General features: G+C 55.0%; 20 protein-coding genes, 1 pseudogene and 1 riboswitch. Of the genes and pseudogenes, 4 read left to right on the forward strand and 17 right to left on the reverse strand.

The window, feature by feature from the left end; genetic code table 11:
* Positions 1-94: 94 nt before the first annotated feature.
* From RAC89_RS06720 to RAC89_RS06735, 4 genes are all read right to left on the reverse strand, one after another.
* Positions 95-1,069, reverse strand: coding sequence for an HD-GYP domain-containing protein (locus tag RAC89_RS06720; protein WP_306612585.1), 975 nt, complete (start codon positions 1,067-1,069; stop codon positions 95-97).
* Between the two features lie 152 nt (positions 1,070-1,221).
* Positions 1,222-2,193, reverse strand: coding sequence for an AraC family transcriptional regulator (locus tag RAC89_RS06725; protein WP_306612587.1), 972 nt, complete (start codon positions 2,191-2,193; stop codon positions 1,222-1,224).
* Complete coding sequence (locus RAC89_RS06730) at positions 2,190-3,209, reverse strand: Gfo/Idh/MocA family protein (protein WP_306612589.1); 1,020 nt, start codon at positions 3,207-3,209, stop codon at positions 2,190-2,192. The genes RAC89_RS06725 and RAC89_RS06730 overlap by 4 nt, the downstream gene beginning before the upstream one ends.
* A gap of 29 nt (positions 3,210-3,238) precedes the next feature.
* Positions 3,239-4,321 carry a Gfo/Idh/MocA family protein gene (locus RAC89_RS06735; RefSeq protein ID WP_306612590.1) on the reverse strand — a complete coding sequence of 361 codons (1,083 nt, stop codon included), beginning with the start codon at positions 4,319-4,321 and terminating at the stop codon, positions 3,239-3,241.
* Positions 4,322-4,542: 221 nt separating this feature from the next.
* On the opposite strand from RAC89_RS06735, the gene RAC89_RS06740 reads away from it, so the two are divergent.
* The 3 genes from RAC89_RS06740 (at position 4,543) to RAC89_RS06750 (ending at position 6,440) form a co-directional block, all read left to right on the forward strand.
* Entirely contained in the window at positions 4,543-5,049 is a 507-nt protein-coding gene (locus RAC89_RS06740) for a GNAT family N-acetyltransferase (RefSeq protein WP_306612591.1), read from the forward strand.
* Between the two features lie 552 nt (positions 5,050-5,601).
* Positions 5,602-5,949, forward strand: coding sequence for an IS110 family transposase (locus tag RAC89_RS06745; RefSeq protein WP_306612592.1), 348 nt, complete (start codon positions 5,602-5,604; stop codon positions 5,947-5,949).
* Entirely contained in the window at positions 5,946-6,440 is a 495-nt protein-coding gene (locus tag RAC89_RS06750; protein WP_306612593.1) for a transposase, read from the forward strand. Before RAC89_RS06745 ends, RAC89_RS06750 begins: the two co-directional genes overlap by 4 nt.
* Positions 6,441-7,683: 1,243 nt before the next feature.
* On the opposite strand, the gene RAC89_RS06755 is transcribed toward RAC89_RS06750, so the two are convergent.
* The 3 genes from RAC89_RS06755 to RAC89_RS06765 are packed head-to-tail and all read right to left on the reverse strand — an operon-like array spanning position 7,684 to position 10,395.
* Positions 7,684-8,859, reverse strand: a complete 1,176-nt coding sequence (locus tag RAC89_RS06755; RefSeq protein WP_306612595.1) for an LL-diaminopimelate aminotransferase — start codon at positions 8,857-8,859, stop codon at positions 7,684-7,686.
* A 57-nt stretch (positions 8,860-8,916) separates the two neighbouring features.
* The gene (locus tag RAC89_RS06760) at positions 8,917-10,008 is read right to left on the reverse strand and encodes a site-2 protease family protein (protein WP_306612596.1); all 1,092 of its coding nucleotides are present in this window, start codon (positions 10,006-10,008) and stop codon (positions 8,917-8,919) included.
* A gap of 15 nt (positions 10,009-10,023) precedes the next feature.
* A complete protein-coding gene (locus RAC89_RS06765) occupies positions 10,024-10,395 on the reverse strand; it encodes an arsenate reductase family protein (protein ID WP_306612598.1) in 372 nt (123 codons plus the stop codon).
* A 126-nt stretch (positions 10,396-10,521) separates the two neighbouring features.
* Between RAC89_RS06765 and RAC89_RS06770 the strand changes: the two genes are divergently transcribed.
* Positions 10,522-11,268, forward strand: coding sequence for a YdcF family protein (locus tag RAC89_RS06770; protein ID WP_306612600.1), 747 nt, complete (start codon positions 10,522-10,524; stop codon positions 11,266-11,268).
* A 127-nt stretch (positions 11,269-11,395) separates the two neighbouring features.
* On the opposite strand, the gene RAC89_RS06775 is transcribed toward RAC89_RS06770, so the two are convergent.
* The 10 genes and pseudogenes from RAC89_RS06775 to RAC89_RS06820 form a co-directional block, all read right to left on the reverse strand.
* Positions 11,396-12,322 (reverse strand): RluA family pseudouridine synthase, encoded by a 927-nt coding sequence (locus RAC89_RS06775; protein WP_306612602.1) that lies wholly within the window; start codon positions 12,320-12,322, stop codon positions 11,396-11,398.
* On the reverse strand, positions 12,319-12,885 hold the full coding sequence (locus RAC89_RS06780) for a cob(I)yrinic acid a,c-diamide adenosyltransferase (RefSeq protein ID WP_284641375.1): 567 nt from the start codon (positions 12,883-12,885) through the stop codon (positions 12,319-12,321). Before RAC89_RS06780 ends, RAC89_RS06775 begins: the two co-directional genes overlap by 4 nt.
* A gap of 30 nt (positions 12,886-12,915) precedes the next feature.
* The gene (locus RAC89_RS06785) at positions 12,916-15,555 is read right to left on the reverse strand and encodes a cobyric acid synthase (protein WP_306612604.1); all 2,640 of its coding nucleotides are present in this window, start codon (positions 15,553-15,555) and stop codon (positions 12,916-12,918) included.
* 21 nt (positions 15,556-15,576) lie between these two features.
* Entirely contained in the window at positions 15,577-16,374 is a 798-nt protein-coding gene (gene cobS / locus RAC89_RS06790; RefSeq protein WP_306612606.1) for an adenosylcobinamide-GDP ribazoletransferase, read from the reverse strand.
* Positions 16,371-17,348, reverse strand: coding sequence for an adenosylcobinamide-phosphate synthase CbiB (gene cbiB / locus RAC89_RS06795; RefSeq protein ID WP_306612608.1), 978 nt, complete (start codon positions 17,346-17,348; stop codon positions 16,371-16,373). Before cbiB ends, cobS begins: the two co-directional genes overlap by 4 nt.
* An 18-nt stretch (positions 17,349-17,366) precedes the next feature.
* Positions 17,367-17,921 carry a bifunctional adenosylcobinamide kinase/adenosylcobinamide-phosphate guanylyltransferase gene (gene cobU, locus RAC89_RS06800; protein ID WP_284641382.1) on the reverse strand — a complete coding sequence of 185 codons (555 nt, stop codon included), beginning with the start codon at positions 17,919-17,921 and terminating at the stop codon, positions 17,367-17,369.
* Positions 17,918-19,005, reverse strand: a pseudogene (gene cobT / locus RAC89_RS06805) (nicotinate-nucleotide--dimethylbenzimidazole phosphoribosyltransferase). The gene cobU and the pseudogene cobT overlap by 4 nt, the downstream one beginning before the upstream one ends.
* Positions 19,005-19,856 (reverse strand): ABC transporter ATP-binding protein, encoded by an 852-nt coding sequence (locus tag RAC89_RS06810; protein ID WP_373429896.1) that lies wholly within the window; start codon positions 19,854-19,856, stop codon positions 19,005-19,007. Before RAC89_RS06810 ends, cobT begins: the two are co-directional and overlap by 1 nt.
* Complete coding sequence (locus RAC89_RS06815; protein WP_306612609.1) at positions 19,857-20,891, reverse strand: FecCD family ABC transporter permease; 1,035 nt, start codon at positions 20,889-20,891, stop codon at positions 19,857-19,859. It lies immediately after the preceding gene.
* Complete coding sequence (locus tag RAC89_RS06820; protein ID WP_306612610.1) at positions 20,892-21,923, reverse strand: ABC transporter substrate-binding protein; 1,032 nt, start codon at positions 21,921-21,923, stop codon at positions 20,892-20,894.
* A 160-nt stretch (positions 21,924-22,083) separates the two neighbouring features.
* A riboswitch (cobalamin riboswitch) is annotated at positions 22,084-22,291 on the reverse strand.

Raw genomic sequence — 22,291 nt, forward strand, 5'->3', positions numbered from 1 at the left:
TTTACGATTATAGTTCATTATAATAACAGTCATTACGAATCCAAGTCAACAGGTAACAACAAAAAAGATCCCTCCGAGGAGAGATCTGTTGTCGTTATATCGTTTGGGTAACCATTACGGTCGGGTGGTCGGCGAGCAATAGCTCCTCCTCCGTTTCCAGATAACGGACCATGGGACGCTGCATGTGACTGACGATTTTGGTCACAATGGCGTACTTGCCGTTGTTCAGCAATACCTTGCTGCCTGGCGGATACGAAGGAACGGACGTAACGAAAGCATGCAGCAAGTGAACGTCATACGCGCTTCCGCTTAACGCCATTAAACGTTCTATCGCATCATGAGACGGGATCCCTTCGGCTGAGGTCATATTCTCATACCTATTGCACATGCCGCAGATCTGAGCATACTCGTGAAAATCCTTGCCTGCAATTCCGCGAGGATAACCGGTTCCGTCCACCCTCTCATGATGCTGAAACGCAATGTGAGCAGACAGAAGGCTCGCCTCTCTCACCCTGCGGATGACCTCAAATCCCTCCTCCGGATGTTTTTTGCTATCGGCGGTAACGGCCTTGCCGATATCATGCAGCAGGCAGCCTAACGCCAAATCCCTTAGCATCATATCGTTATAATTCAATCCTTTGGCCACCTGCAGCGCCAGTATCGCAACATTCACGGAATGTGCGTAGGGCTTAAGCTCCGTCGCTACCGAGCTGGCCGGAATCGGAAGAACCAGGCTTCTTTGCCGTGTTTCCAGGATAAGCTTGCCAATAGCGGCCTGAACGTTTTTCAGGGGAAACGGCTTTTTCGTCTGAACGGCGTCGTAGGTCTCATTCAGCGTCTGGATGACATCCATCCATGTCGGCATATCCACAAGCTCCTCCATCGTGATTCCTTTGGAAATGGCGTCCTCGACGATAAGACTATGGATCCCAATCTCCTTCAGCTTGTCCAGGTACTTCGGATTAATCCGGCTGTTCGCACTGAGAAGAATCCGCCGAAACCGGTCATACACCGGCTTAGCCAGCATCATTAGCTGCTCGTCATACTGTGTGATATGTATAAATCTCATGATGTACCTCCAAGAGCTTCAAGTTCTATATTGTAATCAATATCATATCACCCTTGTATGATTTTGTCATATGTTGTCGAATTAATAAGGTCTGGAATGTTTTTCATAACAAAAAAGCACCGCAGAGGTTAAACCTCCGGGATGCTTCGTTATTACAGCTCCGCGGATTTGCGGTGCTGCAGCCGATATTGCATAGGTGTAGTGCCAAGCTTCTTTTTGAACACGTAATGCAGATAGTTTGGACTGGAAAATCCATTCTGGAAGGCAATATGATCGATCGTGCTGTCGGTCGTCGCCAGCTCCTCGCAAATATGCGTCAGTCTGATCTGCTCGATATACTCACTGAAGGTGCCTCCCGTTTGCTCGCGAAAAATGCGCTGAAGCTGCCGCGCGCTAATCTGCACCCTTTCGGCAACGACCTCTAAGGTCAACGGCGCCATGTAATTGTCCTTGATGAACTGCACGGCAAGCTGATAACGGTAGTGCTTCATATCCCGCGACGGCAAATCCGGCTGAGGCACGGAGGCGTACGCCCTAGTCGTTCGCAGCAAAATCTGGATGATCGATTGCTTAATCACCGTGTACAGCCCAGGCTGGTTCTCGTGCCAGGCACGATAGGCGGTCAGGAAACATTCCATCGCCCGGTACTGGTCGACGGCAGGTTTTGACGGAAGCTGCTCCAGCTGGCGGATGCAGGCATCCGCTTCGGCTATCTCCCATCTCTCCCCCCAATCCTCGGCCTCCTCCAGCTCCGGCGCATCGTCGATCCGCTTAATATCCAGATGCAGGCAAAGCTCATCCATCACCTCGAAAACATCGGCCTCCTGATAATGCATCAGACCCGGACCCGTTAAATACATATGCCCCTCATGAAGCTGAAAGGGCTCATCTCCCAGAATAACCTTGCCTTTTCCGCGGGGAATGAAATGCAGCTCGTAATCTGAATGTTTGTGAAACGCAACAATTTTACCCGGGGCGAAGCTGGTATGATGGAACTTAATCATACGAATCCCGTATCTCCCCCACCGGAATTGCACGTCCAGCCGGTCTAACGCGAAAGGATTGCTAAGCATCAGCTCATAAGGATATGGCGGCTTGACGCCGCCCCGGGTCAACGTATTCATGGCTGCAAATCAGACAGCTTGAAAGCTGCTCCGGATCGAGCCGATAGATTGGAGGCTTCCATCAGCCGTGTAAGATCACGGGCCAAGCGAATATTCTCCTCCGCCGTAGTTCCGTTCTGGATATGGGAAACCCACTGATGGAAGGCGGACTTTCTTGCCTCCGGCTTCTTCTGGACCTGCCATTCCTTCGCCGCTTCCGCCCCAAGCTTCGAGCTGCGCACCAGCAGCTTGTCGTCATGAGTCGAGTACAGCAGGCTGCCTTCCGTACCGTGAATTTCAATCACGAAGGGTGAGAATCGATTCACGAAGCCTGCCTCCACGATGGCAAGTGCCCCATTCGGGTAGCGCAGAACCGCCACCGCGTTGTCCTCGACTTCCTTTCCCGTGACGTAACCGAAGCTTGCGGTCACGCTCTCGGGCTCACCAAGGAACAGATTGGCCAGATACATCGGATGGCAGCCCAGATCGATCAAGGCACCTCCGCCGCATTGCTCCAGACTATAAAAGTGAGACGGGAGCCAGCCCAGCTCACCGCGTTCGGACGGAACCGCTCCATTGTGCGAGAGACGGGTGCGAACAAGTGTCAGCTCGCCCAGCAGCCCTTGCTCCAGAATTTCCTGAACAGCCAGCGTATAGCCTTCATTCAGCCTGGGAAGCGAAACCGTCAGCTTCACGCCCGCCGCTTCCACAGCAGCCAAGATTTCGTCGCACTCCTTGAGCGTAGGGGCAATTACCTTTTCCGTAAAAATATGCTTACCGGCCTGCGCTGCCGCTACCATGACATCCCGGTGCATATTTGTCGGCGTATCTACGATGACCCCGGCGATATCCGGCTGAGCCAGCAGCTCCTCCAGATTCTCATAGAAACGAACGCCCCGCTCCTCCGCTTCCTTCCGCCCTCTCTCCGGGATTTCATCCCAGACGGCGACGATCTCCGTATCCGGATGTTCTGTCGCTTGTTTTGCATAATCCCTTGCATGCACATGCCAGAAGCTCAAGCTGGCTACTTTAATCACGTCGATTTCCTCCAATCGGTCCCACTTGGTTATTCGAAATAGACAGCCTTGCCCGTTTGAGCGGATTCATAGATCGCTTCCAAAATTTCCGAAACGACGCAAGCTTGCTCCGGCGTGACTACCGGCTGTTTATCGTGAATCACCGCATCGATCCACATCCGCATTTCCGTATCCTGAGGACTTTCCTTCTTGCCCGCATAAAAGTCCACGCCGCCGGATTCGAGCTGAATCTTGTTCGTATAGAGGCGGCTGTGTTTCTCTCCGTTTAACCGCAGTCCGTCCTCCATGTCCGCTCCGGCCTCCGTGCCGCACAGCGTAACCTTCGCTTCCTTCACATCCAAAGTATTCAAGGCCCAGCTGGATTCCAGAACAATCGTCGCACCGTTCTTCATCACGATCATGCCCATCGCCGAATCCTCCACGGTGAACTTGGCAGGATCCCATGGGCCCCAAGCATTGGCAGCGTTTTCTTTACCGGACAGCTTATGGAACTTCGTTCCGAGAACTACCTTCGGCTCATAATTGTTCATCACCCAAAGGGTCAAATCAAGCGCGTGCGTACCGATGTCGATCAACGGGCCTCCGCCTTGCTTCTCTTCGTCAAGGAATACGCCCCAAGTCGGTACGGCGCGACGGCGAATCGCATGAGCCTTGCCGTAATAAATATCTCCAAGCTCCCCATCCTCGCAAAGCCGCTTGAGGTACAAGCTGTCCGCACGGAAACGGTTGTTGTAGCCGACCGTCAGCTTCTTGCCTGTCCGCTTCGCAGCCTCTACCATACGGCGGGCGTCTGCAGCGGTTTTGGCCATCGGCTTCTCGCACATCACGTGCTTGCCGGCCTCCATTGCAGCAATGGAGATTTCGGCGTGGGAATCGTTTGGCGTACATACATGAATGACATCAATCGAAGCATCCTGAAGCAGCTCGCGATAGTCCTCGTACACCTTTGCTCCTTCAGCCCCATACTTTCCGGCGGCTTCCTCCGCACGTCCAATAATAATGTCACAAAAAGCGACAATATCGACCTGCTCCAGCTTAGCCAAGCTCGGCAGATGCTTTCCGTTCGCAATCCCCCCACAACCGATAATTCCTACTTTCAGCTTAGCAGACATACATAAATCCTCCTTGTATAATTCGTATCTTGCTAACATAGTACCACGAAGCTACCCTGCTTGAAATTGCAAATTAGCGACAGTCCGGAGTAAGAAATTGCGACATCGGATACATACTTGAGCGAAAGAGTGGTACTCCTCCTTTACTTCCCATCCGGTTTACTGTAGCAGCTAGGTATATTACAATTAGAATTATTTACTAAGGTGAGGAGCGATTAGCTATGCCCAATATAGATATCAAACGGCTGGAATCGGTAGATGAATGCTTCGATGAGCTTACGGAATTGATTATGCTGGTCGTTGAGGATGGAGCCTCCATCGGTTTCCTCCCGCCATTGGAGCGTCACGAAGCTCAGATATACTGGCAAGGCGTTCCGGCTCCCGAGGTCGTCTTGTATGCTGCTCTGATCGACGACAAGCTTGTCGGCAGCGTACAATTGCATCTTTGCATGAAGCGCAACGGAGATCACCGGGCGGAAATTGCCAAATTAATGACGCACTCTGACTATCGCAGACAAGGTGTCGGCCGTGCCCTGATGGAGGCTGCAGAAGCGCATGCGAAGCAAGAGGGACGTTCTTTGCTGGTGCTGGATACGAGAGAAGGCGATCCCTCCAATCTGCTGTATCAATCGTTAGGTTATGTACAGGCCGGCCGTATCCCCGATTATGCGAAATCCGCGAGCGGGCGATTGGATGCTACCGTTTTGTATTATAAAAGCTTGCTTTAAGTTACGCCGTCCTAGTCCGGACTGACCTTTGAAGGTCTCCGGGTGCGATTCCATACATTCACCGCGCGCTTAGGGATGGGTATGCGGTTCCGCGGCTACGAGATAATTTCTGCGTTTATACAACATTCCAAGACCATTTGCCTCGTTTCCAGCCATTGTATTCCCTCAAAGATGCTTTTACTCACAAAACTTCACTCTTAACCGTGCTTGGGATGGTGGATTTCTGCACTTTACCGGATCGAGATAAGCGCCAGACACCCTGTAACGCGATTTTTTCATCTTAAGGTCGCAGATGAACACATATTGGGTACAGTTAAGGCGAATTTATAACGTTACAAGGAGCGTTACCGGGCAGTGATAAGCACCAGATGCATTGTTACGCGATTTTTTCATCTTACAGCGGCAGATGAACATATATTGGGCACAGTAAGTTAAAATGAACGAAACCGACTACCATTTTGCATTACGTAGGGTGAATTTGGAAATCAATTGATTGAGCAATCAAATCAATATTCCAAAACAGAGCTACAAACAAAAGGAGTCGGTTTAGTAATGAGTATAACCATAAAATATGTTGGTCTAGACGTATCCAAAGAAAAAATAGCTGTAGCCATCGCCCCCGAAAATAGAAATGAACCCGTCAGGTTCCATGGTATCATCTCGCATACGAAGGAGGCTGTTCGTAAACTAGTTAATCAGTTAATGAAAGATGATGACGTAAAGTTAAGTATATGCTATGAGGCTGGCCCTACGGGGTTCGTCTTGTATCGATGGCTTTTGGAGATGTATGTGGAATGCGGCGTCATCGCACCAACAGACTTAGAGGGGAATACTCGAATAAAAACAGATAAGAGAGATGCTGTACGTCTAGCGCTTGACTCTGGAGAGCAAATGAATTGACAGAGATCTATGTACCACGTCCCGAGGATGAAGCCTTGCGAGATTTGGTTCGGGCCAGGGAAGATGCCGTGCAAGACAGGAATCGGCATAAACAGCGTTTAACCAAGTTTCTGCTTCGCCATCAGATCCACCCGCCCAAGGGCGTTCGAGTGTGGACTCAGCCATATGAAAATTGGTTAGATACTTTACGGTTTTCTCGGTGTTGTGAGGATATGGTATTCCAAGAATACCGAAACAGCATCCAAGAAGCTACGAACCGGATCCGAAGATATGAAGCGGAGATGGAGAAGCAAACGAGTGAAGGATGCCAAGCGACCATGATCCAAGCATTGCAGGGGCTCCATGGCGTTGCCCTAATTACAGCCGTTACTGTAGCTTCGGAACTTGGCCACATTGCAGGAAGATTCGCATCCCCTCAGCGACTCATGAGTTATGTGGGGCTGGTGCCATCAGAACGTTCTAGCGGGGGAGTCGTTGGCAAGGTGGGATAACGAAAGCTGGAAATGCCCATATACTAAGGGTATTGGTTGAAGCCGCCTGGAGCTATCGGAGCTCACCTGCCATACGGAAAACGTCATGCGAGATAGGCAAAAAGGACTGAGTTCGGAAATTGTCAATATCTCCTGGAAAGCACAAAAGCGATTACACCACAAATACAAGAAGCTCCTTTTCAAAGGAAAGCACAAAGGAACCATCATCGCCGCAGTAGCCCGAGCTTATAGGTTTCATATGGGCCATAGCCAAGGAAGTAGATAAGCAAAAAAACAGCATCACAGCATAAAAAATAAGGGTATGATTGAATGAAAAAGGAAGTGATTCCGGCTTAGTGAGTTAGGCAATGCGTTACGTTACATTCTTTGGCTCGAGGGCAAAGTACTAAAGCAAGGCAGAGAGTAATAATCCGCGGAAATCACCTGCGCAAAGTCAATCTTTCAGGTAGTGCGGCTTCATGCGCGTCGTAAGTTTAGCAGGTAAGCTCTCTGGTCGTATACAATTCACTTGTGATAACCCACGAATATCAGGTTGCCAACCGGCGCAAAGAACCATTTTGCCCTCGTGCCAAGGAATGAAACTCATTCGAACCACAAGCTCAAATTAAAGGAAGACAGCAGGGAGCACGCCCCCTGCACCCCGTTACTCGCCGTATGGCAGGGGTCTGGCTTGATCAGCCAGACCGAAGTAAAAAAGTATGGGCAGAGTGAACCGCCTGTCAAAAAAGGCATTTGACAGGCTTACTTTAGAGCACTCCAAATCAAGGGTACGTGCTGAGCACTTGACGGTTTCGTTCATATCAGGTGATTTCATAACGTTACAAGGAGCATTACCCCGAGAAGGAGAACAGCATTTACGGCATCTCTGCCTGCGGCATATAGACCGCGTTACAATTTGAAGTCTGCCGCAGGTAGCCAATTTCGATGTGTACATTTTCAAAAAAAATTACGCGGCATGTTTGGTCAAACGGATGTTCATATTCAAATGATTCAGCAAAATATTTAGACACGTTGTACGTTAGGTAACATAGTTCGCGATCGACAAACGCCTTTTTTTGAGCCTTCGTGTAGTGCCCATGCCAAAGTATATTTCAGATAAGCAAAGAAACGTTCAATAGCCGTTCGCTACTTATGGGCAGGAACGAGAGTTAACCGACTAGTGGCATGCTTCTGAGTAAGACAAAAAGAGGATAGCGGCGCACCATGCCGTTATCCCCTTTTTAATTAACTCTATTGCTGCTCACTAGGAACTCCGAAGAAAATCAGCAATCCGCCTTACGGCTTCCATCAGACGTTCTTCCTCCTGAACAAGCGCTATTCTGACATAGCCTTCCCCTTCTTGACCGAAGGCGTCGCCCGGAATTACGACAACCCCCGCCTTGAACAAAATTTCCCGGGAAATTTGTCGAGATGTCCAGCCCTTCGGAATCGGCGCCCAGATGAACATTGTCGCTTTCGGTTTGGGAATTTCCCAGCCAGCACGCGCCAGCCCTTCGATAACAAGATCGCGGCGGCGCTCATACAAGGAAGCTACCGAAACCGCGTCCGCCTCCATGTCTTCCTCTAATGCGGCAATCCCTGCATGCTGAACGGCACGAAAAATACCGTAATCGATGTTCGATTTCAACACACGCAGCGCTCGAACGACATCCTTCCGCCCGACCATGAACGCAATCCGACAACCTGCCATGTTAAAGCTCTTCGACAAGGAATGAAATTCGACGGCGACGTCCTTCGCCCCTTCGACTTCCAGAATGCTAGGGGGGCGAAACCCGTCAAAGGCCATTTCCGAATACGCCAGATCGTGCACGATGAGCAGGTCGTATCGCTTGGCATACGCAACCAGCTCCTCAAAGAATTCTCTCGTAGCAACCGCCGAGAGCGGATTGCTCGGGTAATTCAGCAGAAGAAACTTGGCCTTACGCGCAACCGACTCGGGAATTTCCTCCAACCGAGGAAGAAAATCATTCTCCGCCCGAAGCGGTACATAATGAGCCTCCACACCGGCAAGCACGAGACTGGCGGAATAAATAGGGTACCCCGGGTCAGGCACAAGCACGACATCTCCCGGATCCGTGACGGCAAGCGCCAAATGCGCAAGACCATCCTGCGAGCCCATGAGGGAAACAATCTCCTCTTCCGGATCCAGCTGTACGCCGAAGCGATGCTCATACCAACGCGATACGGTTTGGCGGAACTGCAGCGAACCCTCCGAGGTCGGGTATCCGTACATCGACGGATCCTTAACCGCTGCTTCGAGTGCTGCCATCACCTTTGGCGAAGGAGGACGGTCCGGACTGCCGATCCCGAGGTCGATCACATCGACTCCCCGGGAGACGACCTCCTGTTTCCATCCGGCCATTTCAGAAAAAATAGCTGAACCCATACGGGCCAGCCTTCTCGATTCAATATGCTTCATGTGGATAGAACCTCTTTTTTTAGATAGTAAATGGTTAATCAGGTGAACTACTGCGATTCACCGTGACTGCGGAATCCCGCCCAGATCATGCACGAGCATCATCATTAGAATGAGGAAGCAGGCCAGACCGAGATACCCGAGCCCGAAGCGCCAACGGGAGGCGGCAGGCACATCGTAATACCGGTCGTTCTCATGCGGTTCATAATCGACCTGGCAGTGAATCATGAGATGGAAGCCGTCTTCCTTATGCAAATGCTCAAGCCGCGTCACATGCGTTCTGTGAATAATGCCTTGATTCATCAGAGGGATCGTCCCTTGAAAATCAAGCCCTTCCCATATTACCCTCACGTACTGCGTGCCTTCCAGATCGGAATACGTCACGAACGGCAGCTCTCGCTTGTGCTCCGGCCCCGGAATAAAGTAGCCTTGCGCAACAAGCGGACCCGCAGGTACAAGGAAGCTTGCCGTAACGAACCGTTCCGCGATATGCTTCTTGCGCTTGACATACTTTTTATAAAGGTCATAAGCGAACAGTGCCCAGATGATGAAGAAGATCGGGCTGCGTAAATAAAAAATAATCAGGTAAAGTCCACCGATTAGTCCAACCAGCCATAACCATCTGCTCACTGCCGTAGCTATTCTTCCTCCGTCCAAAGGATGAATCGGAAGCAGGTTGATCAAGTTCAGAAAAAATCCGACATAAGCGAGCGAGTATAACAACGGACTTTGAAAATAATACGCCAAACCGAACACTACGACAGCGCCGGCCGTTCCGAGCACGGGGCCACCCATCGCTACGTAAGCCTCTGTCACCGCATCTCTCGGATGCCGTTTCATGTTAATCAGCGCGCCAAGAAACGGAATGAACATCGGGGCGCTGACGGGAAGCCCTTTGCGTTTGGCTGCGAACACATGCCCGAGCTCATGGATAAGGATCAAGATCACAAAGCCGATGGCAAAGCTCCATGGATAAATGATCGCATACGCCCAGATCGTGATGGCCATGGAGATGAGAGCCCCGCCGAACTTGCTGAATTTCAGCAGGGAAAACAGCCATTTCCCTTGGGCGAGAATAAATGTCAAAGCCGCGCCCAGGAACCAGAGGGGATTTTGCCTCTTATTTTGCTTCTTATTTTCCTCCTGCAACATGCCACGTTCCTTCCCTTAAGATTTCCCGGCGGAGCTCCAGGCGGCCTCATACTGCTCCGGCTTAAAGCCTACCGTAACCTGCTCCCCATCCGTCACAACAGGACGCTTGATCAGTCGGCCGTTGGAAGCAAGCAGCGCAATCTGATCTTCCCTGGACATTCCCGGCAGCTTATCCTTAAGCTTCTGTTCTTTGTATACCTCGCCGGAGGTGTTAAACCACTTTTTGAGCTCCAGACCGCTCTGTTCAATCAGCTTGGTTAACCGCTCAACCGATGGCGGATTCTCGAAGAGGTTGATGGATTCCACCTCGGCTCCATGCTCCTTCAGCCACTTGACCGCATTTCGACATGTGCCGCATTGAGGATACTGATACACCGTTAAGCTCATAACACCAATCCTTGTCTATTATTGTAGTATTTGCAGGCAAACATTAGTACAATTATACCGATGAAACGATAGGCACTGCAAATGACCCGGTGCCGAGTGAAATGACGGATAAGGCGGAGTGCGGAAATGATGCTTTATATTTTGAAAAATGTGTACGGATTCATCCTTCCTCCCGGCCTCTTCATCGTCCTTCTTGCCGGATTGGCCTATTGGCTTCACCGGAAGGGTTCGGGGCGAGGAACCGTGTGGGCTGCCGGTGTGGCTGCAGTGCTGCTCTGCGCCGGTTCCATTCCGCTGGTCGGAGATGCAGCGATTCGTTCCCTCGAGCAAAAATATCCGGTCCCGAGCCGCATCGAGGCTGACGGAATCGTCATGCTGACCGGAGGAGCCAATGCAGGAATTCGTGACATCGACGGAGTAGGTGGAGTAAGCGAGCACACTTTGCCCCGTGTCGTGACGGCAGCACTGCTGCACAAGCAGACCAAGCTTCCCGTACTGGTGTCCGAAGGGCTGGTTTACGAGGATGGGGGCAATGAGGGGCAGCTGTCGAAGAGAAAGCTCGTGGCGCTGGGTGTGGCGGAGAGAAGCATCGTGCTGGAGGACAAGAGCAGAAGCACACAGGAGAATGCGGCGAATTCAAAGGTGCTGCTTCGGCAGCTCGGCTGGAGCAAGCCGCTGCTGGTCACGTCCGCCTTCCATATGCAGCGGGCGGTGAAGCATTTTCGGGAACAGGGAATCGAGGTCATTCCTTATCCCACGGGGTATCGCGTAAGCGCAGAAGGAGCCTTCAACGTAAATAAGCTGATCCCTTCCGCGGATGCGTTGGATAAGCTGAGCATGGCGCTTAAGGAGTATATCGGACTTTTGCAGTGAAACTGCGGTGACAGGACCATAGTGCGGAGGAAAAAGTGGATATAACATGCCGCAAGGCGGTGTGTCCGTGGGAAAGCAACCCTACGAAGGTATTTCCCACGGCTCATCGCCAAGATTTGAATCGCTGCTACTGTCGGCCCAGCAGCTGAAGGCACGATTCCATATCTGCCGGCAGCGGTGCATGAAACTCCATCCACAGCTTGGTACCCGGATGTGTGAAGCCCAGCGTAGCCGCGTGCAGCGCCTGCCTACCGATCAGCGCCTCGTCGGCCCTTTCTTCGGGGCCGTACATTTTGTCGCCAATCAGCGGGTGGCCCAAATGCTTCATATGGACGCGAATCTGGTGCGTTCGCCCCGTTTCAAGCCAGAGCCGCACCATGGTGGCCCACATGAAGCGCTGCTCCACCCGATAGTGTGTAACCGCGCGATAGCCCGTCGGTGTCACAATGCGAATGTGCGGCGCCTCAGGATCCCGGTCGATCGGCTCGTCGACGGTTCCCTCATCTGCCTCAACTACGCCGTGCACCAGGGCAATGTATTCTTTTTTCACCGTATGCTCCTGCATCTGCTCCGATATTTGCTGGTGCACGTACGGATTCTTCGCGATGCACAGCGTGCCGGAGGTTTCCTGATCCAGCCGATGCACCGGGCGGAAGCGCACCTGCTCCCCTTTTTCCCGCCAATAGTGCACGACCCCGTTCGCGATCGTATTCAGGTAATGCCCATGCGTCGGATGAACGATCCTACCGGCCTCTTTATTCAGCACCAGCAGATCCTCGTCTTCATACACAATGTATAAGGGAAGCTCCTGCGGTAAAATATCGTCCGACTCCTCCTGAGCCATCCGAACCGCCACCTGATCGCCGGTCTTCAGCTTGTAATCGATATATTTGCGTTCCCCGTTGACAGTAATGCCTTGCTCCGTCAGCTTCAGCCGCGACATGAGCTTGCGGGAGATCATCAGCCGCTTCTGCAGCACCGTTCGCAGCAGCACGCCGTCATCCTCCGGAGGAACGGTATACTCGAGCGGCTTGTAATAATTCGTCGTGGTCACTTGCGTCTGAACACCTCGGCACTCCGGACATATTCTACATCCGCTACACCGGAGCGGTAATTCGCGGTGCGAGCTACGGTAAAGAAAAAATCGGACAGCCGATTTAAATACCGCAGCACCTCTTGATTGATCGAAGCCGTCCGCGCAAGCGTAACGACCCGGCGCTCCGCTCTCCGGCACACCGTACGGCATACGTGAAGCGTCGAGGAAGCTTGTGTTCCACCCGGCAAAATGAACTTCTTAATCTCAGGCAGCTCCGCATCGTACTTGTCGATCCAAGCCTCCAGACGATCCACCATCTCCGCCGTGACCTTGTAGGGCCGCAGCTCCGGCTTCAGCAGCGCCAAGTCAGAGCCGCAGTCGAACAGCTCATGCTGAATCTCGAGCAAATCGCCGAGCAGATCCTCGAACCGTTCCGGGTCGAGAAAGCCCATCGCCTGCCCGACAAAGCACTTCAGCTCGTCGGTCGTACCGTAAGCCTCGACCCGCACATCGTCTTTATCGACTCTACCGCCGATCACACCCGTCTGCCCTTTATCTCCCGTTCTCGTATAAATCCGCATTGCGCATCCCTCCCTCATGTAGGAAAAAAATTAGGTTGGTATCCCCATCATCTCATACAACCTCGGCAAATCCAAATGCTCCCTGACATGGGCGGCCAACCGGTCGAACGCCGCCTCGCGCCTAGCCTGGAACTGCAGCTCCTCAGGCAGAGGAGCCAGCCCTTTGTTCTCGCGAAGGCGATTCAGCCAACCCCTCCGAAACGCATCATTATGCAAAATGCCGTGCAAGTACGTTCCCCAAACTCTTCCCCCGTCCAAGGAGGCGCCATCCGGCTTCGAGCCCTCGAGAAGGAACGGCTGATCGACACGTCGCAGGAACGTCGTTTCGCCCATATGAATCTCGTACCCGGTCACGACCGAGCTTTCGGCACAATACAGCCTCGTCACCGCGGTGGACTGCACCGTCCGCTTCTCCGAGGCAAAGACCGTCTCCGAAGGGAAGAAGCCCATTCCTTGAAGCTCCGGCTGATCCGATTCCACCAGCAGCGGATCCAGCAGACGCTCGCCCATCATTTGATAGCCGGCACATATTCCGGTAAGAAAGCCGCCGCCGGATACGTAGTTTTTCAGCGCTTGCTCCAGCCCGTTGTCACGCAGATACAGCAAATCATCTACCGTATTCTTGCTGCCTGGAAGCACGATCGCATCCGGCCGGCCGAGCTCCTCGGGAGAGCTGACGAACCGGACACGCACATCCCGTTCGAACAATAAGGGATCGATATCTGTAAAATTCGAAAGCCTAGGCAGCTTGATGACGGCAATATCTAGCTCGGAAGGAGCAGCCTCTTGTCCTGGAGCAGACAATCTCCGTTCAAGCGAAGCCGAATCCTCATCCTCCAGTCCCAGATCCGGCAAATACGGGATAACCCCGAGCACCGGCTTCCCGGTCCGCTCCTCGAGCCAATCCAAGCCGGGCTTCAGCAGCGACACATCGCCTCTGAACTTGTTGATGACGAAGCCCTTCACCCGGTCTCGTTCTTCCGGCGTCAGGATCTCCAGCGTTCCGACGAGGGAGGCGAAGACGCCGCCTCGGTCAATATCGGCCACCAGCACCACCGGGGCATCGGCCCAGCCTGCAAGACGCATATTTACGATATCCCGTTTTTTTAAATTCACCTCAGCCGGACTCCCCGCACCTTCCAGCACGACAATCTCGTATTGCTCCCGTAATCGGCCGAGCGCCTCCTTCACAACGAGCTCCGCCTCGGACAAATAGCGCTCCCGGTACTCTCTGGCGCTCAAATCCTTATACGGCTTGCCGTGGACGACGACCTGTGCCACCATATCCTTCTTCGGCTTCAACAAAATCGGATTCATATCGGTTGTTGCCGGGATGCGGCAGGCGTCCGCCTGCATGCCCTGAGCCCGGCCGATTTCCTTACCGTCGGGAGTGACATAGGAGTTCAGCGACATGTTCTGCGACTTGAACGGCGCCACCCGGTACCCGTCCTGCAGCAAAATACGGCATAGGGCGGCGGTCAGCAGACTTTTGCCCACATCCGAAGCCGTACCCTGCAGCATGACCGTTCTTCCCGCAGCTGCTGGCGCCCCCTCCGCCTCTTCCCTAACCCTTGCCTTCACGCCATTGCCCCGCAGCATCCCTATAGCCTGCGACATCGCCTGCAATAGCTGCTCGTTCTGCTCTCTGCGCTTCACGGCGACACGGACATAGGTGTCACCCAGCCCCGGAAACAACGAGGCATCCCGGATCAGCACACCGAGCCGTCCCATCGTTTCTTGAAGCTCCTTCGCCTTGAGCCCGAGCGGAGTCGTGGAAAACAAAATATAGTTCACGTCGCTGTCCGTAACCTGCAGCCCGAGCTCGCGCAGACTTGCCGACAGCCATTCACGCTCCGGAGGAAGCCATGCTTTCGTTCGCTCGGCGAAGCCATAATCCTCAAGTACCTCGCAGCCGATCCATTGGGCCAGAGCATTAACGCTCCAAGGCACCTGGAGGCGTTTGATACGGCTGATGACATCCGGATGCGCAATCGCATAGCCAAGACGAAGGCCCGGAATCGAGTAAAATTTAGTCATCGAGCGGATCACGATCAAATTCGGGTTTTCTGCAGCCGCCGGAGCCAAGCTCAGCTCCTCTTCCCGGGGACTGAAATCAAGAAAGGCTTCATCGACGATCACCGGCTTTTCCGTCCGCTTCAGTCTTTCGATGACATCCCGCGTCAGAAGACGCCCCGTAGGATTGTTCGGATGGCCGAGGAACAGCAGATCGCAGGCGTCCAGCGCTTCATGTACCATCTCCCATTGCAACGTGAACCCGTTGCCGGACGTTAAAGGAAGATCATGGATGCGGCAGCCGATTTTGTGCAGCGCCTCCTCGTATTCGGAGAAGGACGGACGCGCCAGTCCCGCTGTCGTCGGCTGCAGCGCCCTGACCGCCAGGTCGATCAGCTCAGCGGCTCCATTCCCGACGAGCAGACACGCTTCCTTCACGCCGTGCTTGGCCGCCAGCTTTGCGGTCAGCTCGCGCACCGCCGGATCCGGATAATGCACCACATCCTGCCAGCTCGATCGAAGCACTCTCCCTACCGCCTCCGGCGGCCCCCACGGGTTCATATTCGAGCTATAATCCAGGAACTGTTCCTTGCTTCGTCCGAAAGCCTCCGCCGCGGTTCGAAGATCACCGCCGTGCCCGTATCGTTCCAGCTTCATGCAGTCTCCCCTCCTCATTTCTTAACTAAGTAAAATTATCGCAAGCAGCAGCAGCAGCGATTCCAGCATTTCGTTCAAGGCGCCGTAAGTATCCCCCGTCAAGCCTCCCAGCTTTCGTGCGAGATAGATGCTCATCCCTGCGCCGGCCAGCGTTGCAATCCCCGCGTAAAGGACACCAAGTACAATAGCCTCCAGTAGGGTCCCGGTTGTAAGCAGCAGCCAGGCCGACAGAGCCACAGCAATTGCCGAGCTCAGCAGCAGCTGAGCGGTTCCCAGCCCGCGGAATCGACCGCCAAGCCCGCCGCTCTGTTCGGAACGGGCGTACGGCCAGCAGACAATAGCCGTTACCATATACCACCGGCTCCAGAGCAAGCTAAGGATAAGCATAGGAAAGGCTTGCGCTTCGGGATGCTCAAGCCACTCCGTCAGCAGCGCCCATTTAAACAGCAGCTGAAGCACACACACGACCACACCCATCGCTCCAACGCGGCTGTCCTTCATAATTTCCAGCATACGCTCACGCGATCGGTAGCTGAGAACGCCGTCCGCCGTATCCATCAGTCCGTCCAGGTGCAAGGCGCCGGTTAGCGCTACCCAGAGCACCAGCAGCAAAACCGCACTGATAGGAGTGGATAAGCCGCTATGCTGCAGCGTCCACGCCGCTCCTGCAAGAATAAGCCCCAGCACAGCTCCGACCAGCGGATAAGCGGCTGTGCTGCGGCGAAACAGCTCGTCTGTATAGTTCAAATGCAACGGCACGGGAAGTCTCGTCAAAAATTGAAAAGCCGCCACAATAGCGGCTCCCCCGTTTCGTATCATGTCAGCCCAAGCGCGCACAGCAATCCTCCCGCCATGAGTAAGCTCACCGCATACAGCATCCGAACGGCGGCTTTGATGTCCTCTTTGGTTCTGGCGCGAAGCGGCCGGCCCATCCGGGCCCGGTCGCTCACACGGCCTCCGTAGTAATTTAAGCCGCCGAGCTCGATGCCGAGCGCCCCTGCCACCGCCGATTCGGGAATGCCGCTGTTCGGACTAGGATGCAGACGGGCAAACTGCCGTATCGCCTGTGCCGATCGGCGAGCCCGCATACCCGGAAGCAGCGCCGCACAAGCCACCATCAGCACCCCCGTCAACCTGGCTGGGAGCCAGTTCATCACATCGTCCCAACGGGCGGACGCCCAACCGAAATACATATACTTCTCATTCTTGTACCCGACCATGGAATCGAGCGTGTTGGCCGCACGGTACAGCATCGCCAGCGGCGCGGCCCCAAGCAATGCGTAGAACAGCGGCGAAACGACGCCGTCCACCGTATTTTCAGCCACCGTTTCAATGGTTGCTCGCGCAATCTCGCCTTCATCCAGCTCCGACGTATCTCTCCCGACAATATAGCCTACATAGGTTCTGGCCTCCGTGAGCTTCCCGTCCGCCAGCGGGATATATACCTGTATGGCCGCGTCCTTTAATCCCTTAACCGCAATGGTTGTGGAAATCAGCCACACCTGCAGAGCATACCCGAGCCATGGATGAATCTGATGCGCCGCCCAAACGAGAAGCCCTACGGTCCCGAAAGCAACCCCTAAGGTCAGCACCGTCAGAAGCACTCCGCGTAATCGCAGGCTTGCCGGTCCGGCTTGCTCCCGCCGGAGACGCTTCTCCCACCAGCTGATCCATTTCCCGATCACGATGACCGGATGCGTATACCAGCGCCAACGGGGATCTCCGATCCACCAGTCCACCGCCAGCGCAGCGAGAACCATCAGGACCGTCTCTTGCCAGCTGTAAAACAGCAACTTCTCTCACCCGCGATGCTATAAAATATAGGCCTTGCTCTTGAGCTCCACCGGAATGCCGGCCGTCACCAGAAATACTTGATCGGCCGCTTCCGCCAGCCGCTGATTCATCCGGCCGGACAAATCGCGAAATTGCCGGCCCAGCCGGTATTCCGGCACCAGGCCATAGCCTACTTCATTCGTTACCATAACGACATCGGCCCTGCAAGAACGAAACGTCTCGACGAGCTCCCGGATCTTCTCCTCCACTCGTGCTTCCGCATCGGCCTCCTGCTCCCACCGGAGCAGCCAGTTGGTGAGCCAGAGCGTCAAGCAATCGACAAGAATGACCTCACCGGGTTCGGCGGCGCCGGAGGACAGGAACTCACTGAGCGAATAAGGCTCCTCTACCGTTCTCCAAGCATAACCGCTCCGCTCCCTTTGCTCCCGATGCAGCGCAATTCTTGCTTCCATCTCTTTATCATAAGGCTGGCAGGTGGCAATGTACATCCCTTTTTCGGCCAACGTCGCCGAATATCGCTCGGCAAAGCCGCTTTTGCCGCTGCGGGCTCCCCCTGTAACCAGCGCTCTCATACGCCGGCCCCTTCCCCTGATTCTACAGCCCCGGAGACGCCTGCCGAGGAGAAGGTCGCCATCTCCTTCATGATCTTGACCGCCGCCTCGATAAGGTGAAACGCGAGCACCGCCCCGGTGCCCTCTCCCAGCCGCATGTCCATATGTAGCATCGGCTGCAGACCGATCTCGCTGAGCAGGCGGCCATGGCCCTTCTCCTGAGACAAGTGCGAAGCAATCATATATCCTGCGCTGGCTGGAGCCAGCCGTGAAGCCACGAGAGCCGCAGCCGAGGAGATGAAGCCGTCGATGACGACCGGCAGCCGGTGTCTCGCCGCGCCGAGAATGACGCCGACAAGGCCAGCGATCTCCAATCCGCCGACCTTTGCCAGCGCATCCATCGGATCCTCTGGATCCGGCCGGTTCACCTCCAGCGCGCGGCGAATCACCGCTTGCTTGTGCTCAAGCCTCCGGTCGTCGATGCCCGTCCCACGGCCTGCGGCGCTTTCCGCATCGGCTCCGCCCAAGGCCATCAGCAGCGCGGCGCTGGCCGTGGTGTTGCCGATGCCCATCTCGCCGGTGGCGAGGAGCTTGCGACCCTCGGCGCAAGCTCCTCCACCAGCTCGACGCCGACAAGCACGGCCGCCTCCGCCTCTTCGCGAGTCATCGCCGGCCCCTTCGCCAGATTCGCCGTGCCCCGGCGAATCTTCCTGCCGCGCAGCTGCGGATGAGACAGCTCCGCGTTCACCCCGATGTCGACGCACACGACATCGGCTCCCGCATGGCGTGCCAGCACGTTCACGGCTGCTCCGCCGTTCAGGAAGTTCAGCACCATCTGCGGCGTGACTTCCGCCGGGAAGGCGCTGACGCCTTCTTCACATACGCCGTGGTCGCCCGCCATCACAATGACGGCCTTCCGTCCGAGGTCGGGCATCAGCTCCCCATAAATCCCGGCCAGCTGCCGTGCGACCTCCTCCAGCCGTCCCAAGCTGCCCGGCGGCTTCGTCAGCTGATCCAAATGGTTGGCTGCCTGCTCGATAGCCGCAGTATCAACAGGCTTTATTCCTTCCAGCACTTCCTTCAAGCGAACCGAATGCTGTGACATTATATGAACACCCTCCCTTTCTTCATAACCGTGCCTAACAGCACCTGCGGCACCCCGCTGACGGGATGCTTCATCACGTGAGGTACGGTGCCGTATACCTGCTCCAGGAGCTCGGCACGAATCACTTCCTCGGCCGTGCCGATAGCAGCAGCTTGCGCATCGTGCAGCAGCAGCAGTCGATCGCAGTACTGCGCCGCCAAATTCAGATCATGCAGGATCGATACCACCGTCAGCCCGCATTCCTCCTGCCATGTGCGGACGAATTCCATCATTTCCAGCTGATAGCCGATATCGAGGAAGGTCGTGGGCTCATCCAGCAGCAGAAGCATCGGCTCCTGTGCCATCACCTTCCCAAGCGCAACGCGCTGACGCTCTCCGCCGCTTAACGCCTCAACCGACCTCTCGCACAGGTGTCCGAGACGCAGCCGGTCAATAATCCGGTCTACCAGCGCCCCGGCGTCCCCCTTCTCATCCCCGAACCAATTTTGATAAGGATATCGGCCCATCTCGATCACCTCCCGCACCGTGAAGCCGAGCGGCGGCAGGGCATCCTGGGGAAGCACCGCCACCCGGCGGGCCATTTCCTTACGACCGTAAGTCTCCGGCGTTTTGCCGTGCAGCAGCACCTGTCCGCCGTCGGCCGGCACGACCCCGGTGACGATCTGCAGCAGCGTGGATTTCCCGCTGCCGTTTGGTCCCAGAATACCGAACCATTCCCCAGCCTCGACATGGAAGCTGATGCCGCCAAGCACCTTGCGCCCGTCGTACGTCTTCTCTATCCCTTCCACCTGTACCGCCGGCACATCCATCGGAACGTTCCCCTCCACTCTATGGCTATATCGCTGGAGCATCTATTGCAGCTTCTTTTTTCTTCGTTTCAGCAAGTAAGCGAAAAACGGCGCGCCCAAGAAAGCCGTCACGACACCGAGCGGGATCTCCGTCGGACTCAGCAGCGTCCTGGCAAGCAGATCGGCCCACAAGACATACACCGCCCCGCCCAGCATCGAGAGCGGCAGCAGCAGCCGATAGTCCGGTCCGATCAGCATGCGGAGCAGGTGCGGCACGATCAAGCCCACGAAGGCAACCACTCCCGACACGGAGACGGCAGCCGCCGTAATCAGCGTCGCGGCGATCAGCACCAACATCTTCGTCCGCTCCACATTAACCCCGAGGTGAGCCGCCTGCCTTTCACCCAGCGAGAACAAATTCATCGCGCGGCCAAAGCTTAACAGCAGCACGGCGCCGACAGCCAGATACGGCAGCAGCACCCAACTGTACGCCCAGCCCCTCAGCGCCAGGCTGCCCATGAGCCAAAACACGATTTCATTAATGACCGTCTTCGACATGGATACCATCAAGGAGACGAAAGCTCCTAGAAACGCATGCATCACGACACCGGCCAGCACCACCGTCTCAATCTGCATTTTTCCGTTCGTCTTGGCTAAGGACAGCACCGCCAGAAGCGACAGCGAACCGGTGACAAACGCAACGACCGGAACCGTCCACTGGCCGAATAACGCATAATGGAGCCCGAAGAGAATCAAAAAGGAGGCGCCTACCGAAGCCCCCGTCGAAACCCCCAGCGTATACGGGTCAGCCAGCGGGTTTCGAAGTACTCCTTGAAAGGAAGCCCCCGCCAGTGCAAGAGCTGCGCCGACCAAGGAGCCCAGAACCACCCGGGGGAGACGCACCTTCCAGATGATCTGCTCGGAAGCCACCGCCCAGTCCGGCACGATAGAGCCGCCCACCCACGGCATGTGGTACAGCATGATTTTCCACACCTGCACGAAAGGCACCTTCACCGATCCCAGCGCAAGCGCCGCCGTCATGGAAATGAGAAGGAGGGCGAGTCCGCACCCGCCCCACAGCAACAGCCTTCGTTTCATTTATTTCACCAGTTCCGGATAAATGCCCTTAGCGAATTCCGTCAGCGCTTGGGTAATACGCGGGCCCGGACGGGACATCATGTTATTGTCCACGCCGACCAGACGGCCGTTCTTAATGGCATCTATCTTCTCCCAACCGCCGCGCTCCTTAATGATCGCATCCAGGTTTTTCTTCTGCTTGGAGTCAATAAGATCCTTCGGATACAGAATAACCTGCGGATTATCGGCGATAATCTTCTCCTCGCTGAATTTCACGTAGCTCTTCTCCGTGCCGGCCACGTTGATGCCGCCCGACAACGTAATCAGCTCATCCATAAACTCGCCTTGGCCTACTGTCCAGCCCGGGGAAAATTCGATGAACACCTTTTTCTTCTGCTCCGGCTTCAGATCCTTCACGGCAGTAACTACCTTATCGCGCTCCGCCTTCATTTGTGCGACAACCTTCTCTGCCTGCTCCTGTTTATCGAAAATTTGGCCGAGCAGCAGGATGTTGCTCAGCACCTCGTCGATCGTCTTCGGCTCTACCTTGTATACGTTCAGCTTCAGCTCGCGAAGCTTCTCTACCGTCGGCATCTTCATCGATACGCCGCCCAGGATAATCTCCGCCCCGGAAGCGATCATCGCTTCCTCATTCGGCTTGGTGATGCTGCCGAGCTTCGGCTTCGCCTTCGCTTCAGCCGGGAAATCACAGAAATCCGATACGCCCACTATGCTATCTCCCAGCCCCAGAGCAAACAGCGTTTCCGTCTCGCTAGGCGAGGTGGAAGCGATCTTCTGCGGCGCCTTCTCGAACGTGAACTCCTTGCCGGTTGCATCCTTCACCTTCAGAGGGTAAACTGTGCGCTTCGCGGTACTCCCTGCTGCTTGGCCCGAGCCGCTAGCCTTCGGCGGGTCGACCAATTGTCCGGAGCCCGTCGGTGACTTCTCCGTTTGGGCGCAGCCTATCGCCGAGCCGGCCAGCGCCAAGGTCAATACTAAGGTCAGCAGCTTTTTTGTCCCCTTATTCATCCCCATATCCAACTTCTGTTTCATTCTTTTTTCCTCTCCCTCTCCTACAATAAATAGCAAAAAGCCCCCTGCTACTTCCGAGCAGAGGGCACCCCTTCGATCCAAGCAGCCACGCCCGCAGGTTATCGTACCCCGCCAAAGCGAATCTGCAAACCGCAGCAGTGCGCCCCTTTTCCTCGAAAGGCCGCATGACACGCATCAGGCAGGTTTCCTGGCTCATGAGGGTGCTTGACACAGCTAGCACAATAGCTCCAGCCTTCCCATCCTTACGGACAGTGGCTGCTCGCGGAGCTTCACCCAATTACAGTGGCGGGACCGCGCCGGTATCGCACCGGCTTCCCTTTTAACCCGCACGGCGTTCGCCTGCGGGCACCTGATGGCTTATTGTTTTC

Origin of the sequence: Paenibacillus sp. GD4 (assembly GCF_030846225.1) — a bacterium.
Classification (GTDB): Bacteria; Bacillota; Bacilli; order Paenibacillales; family NBRC-103111; genus Paenibacillus_G; species Paenibacillus_G silviterrae.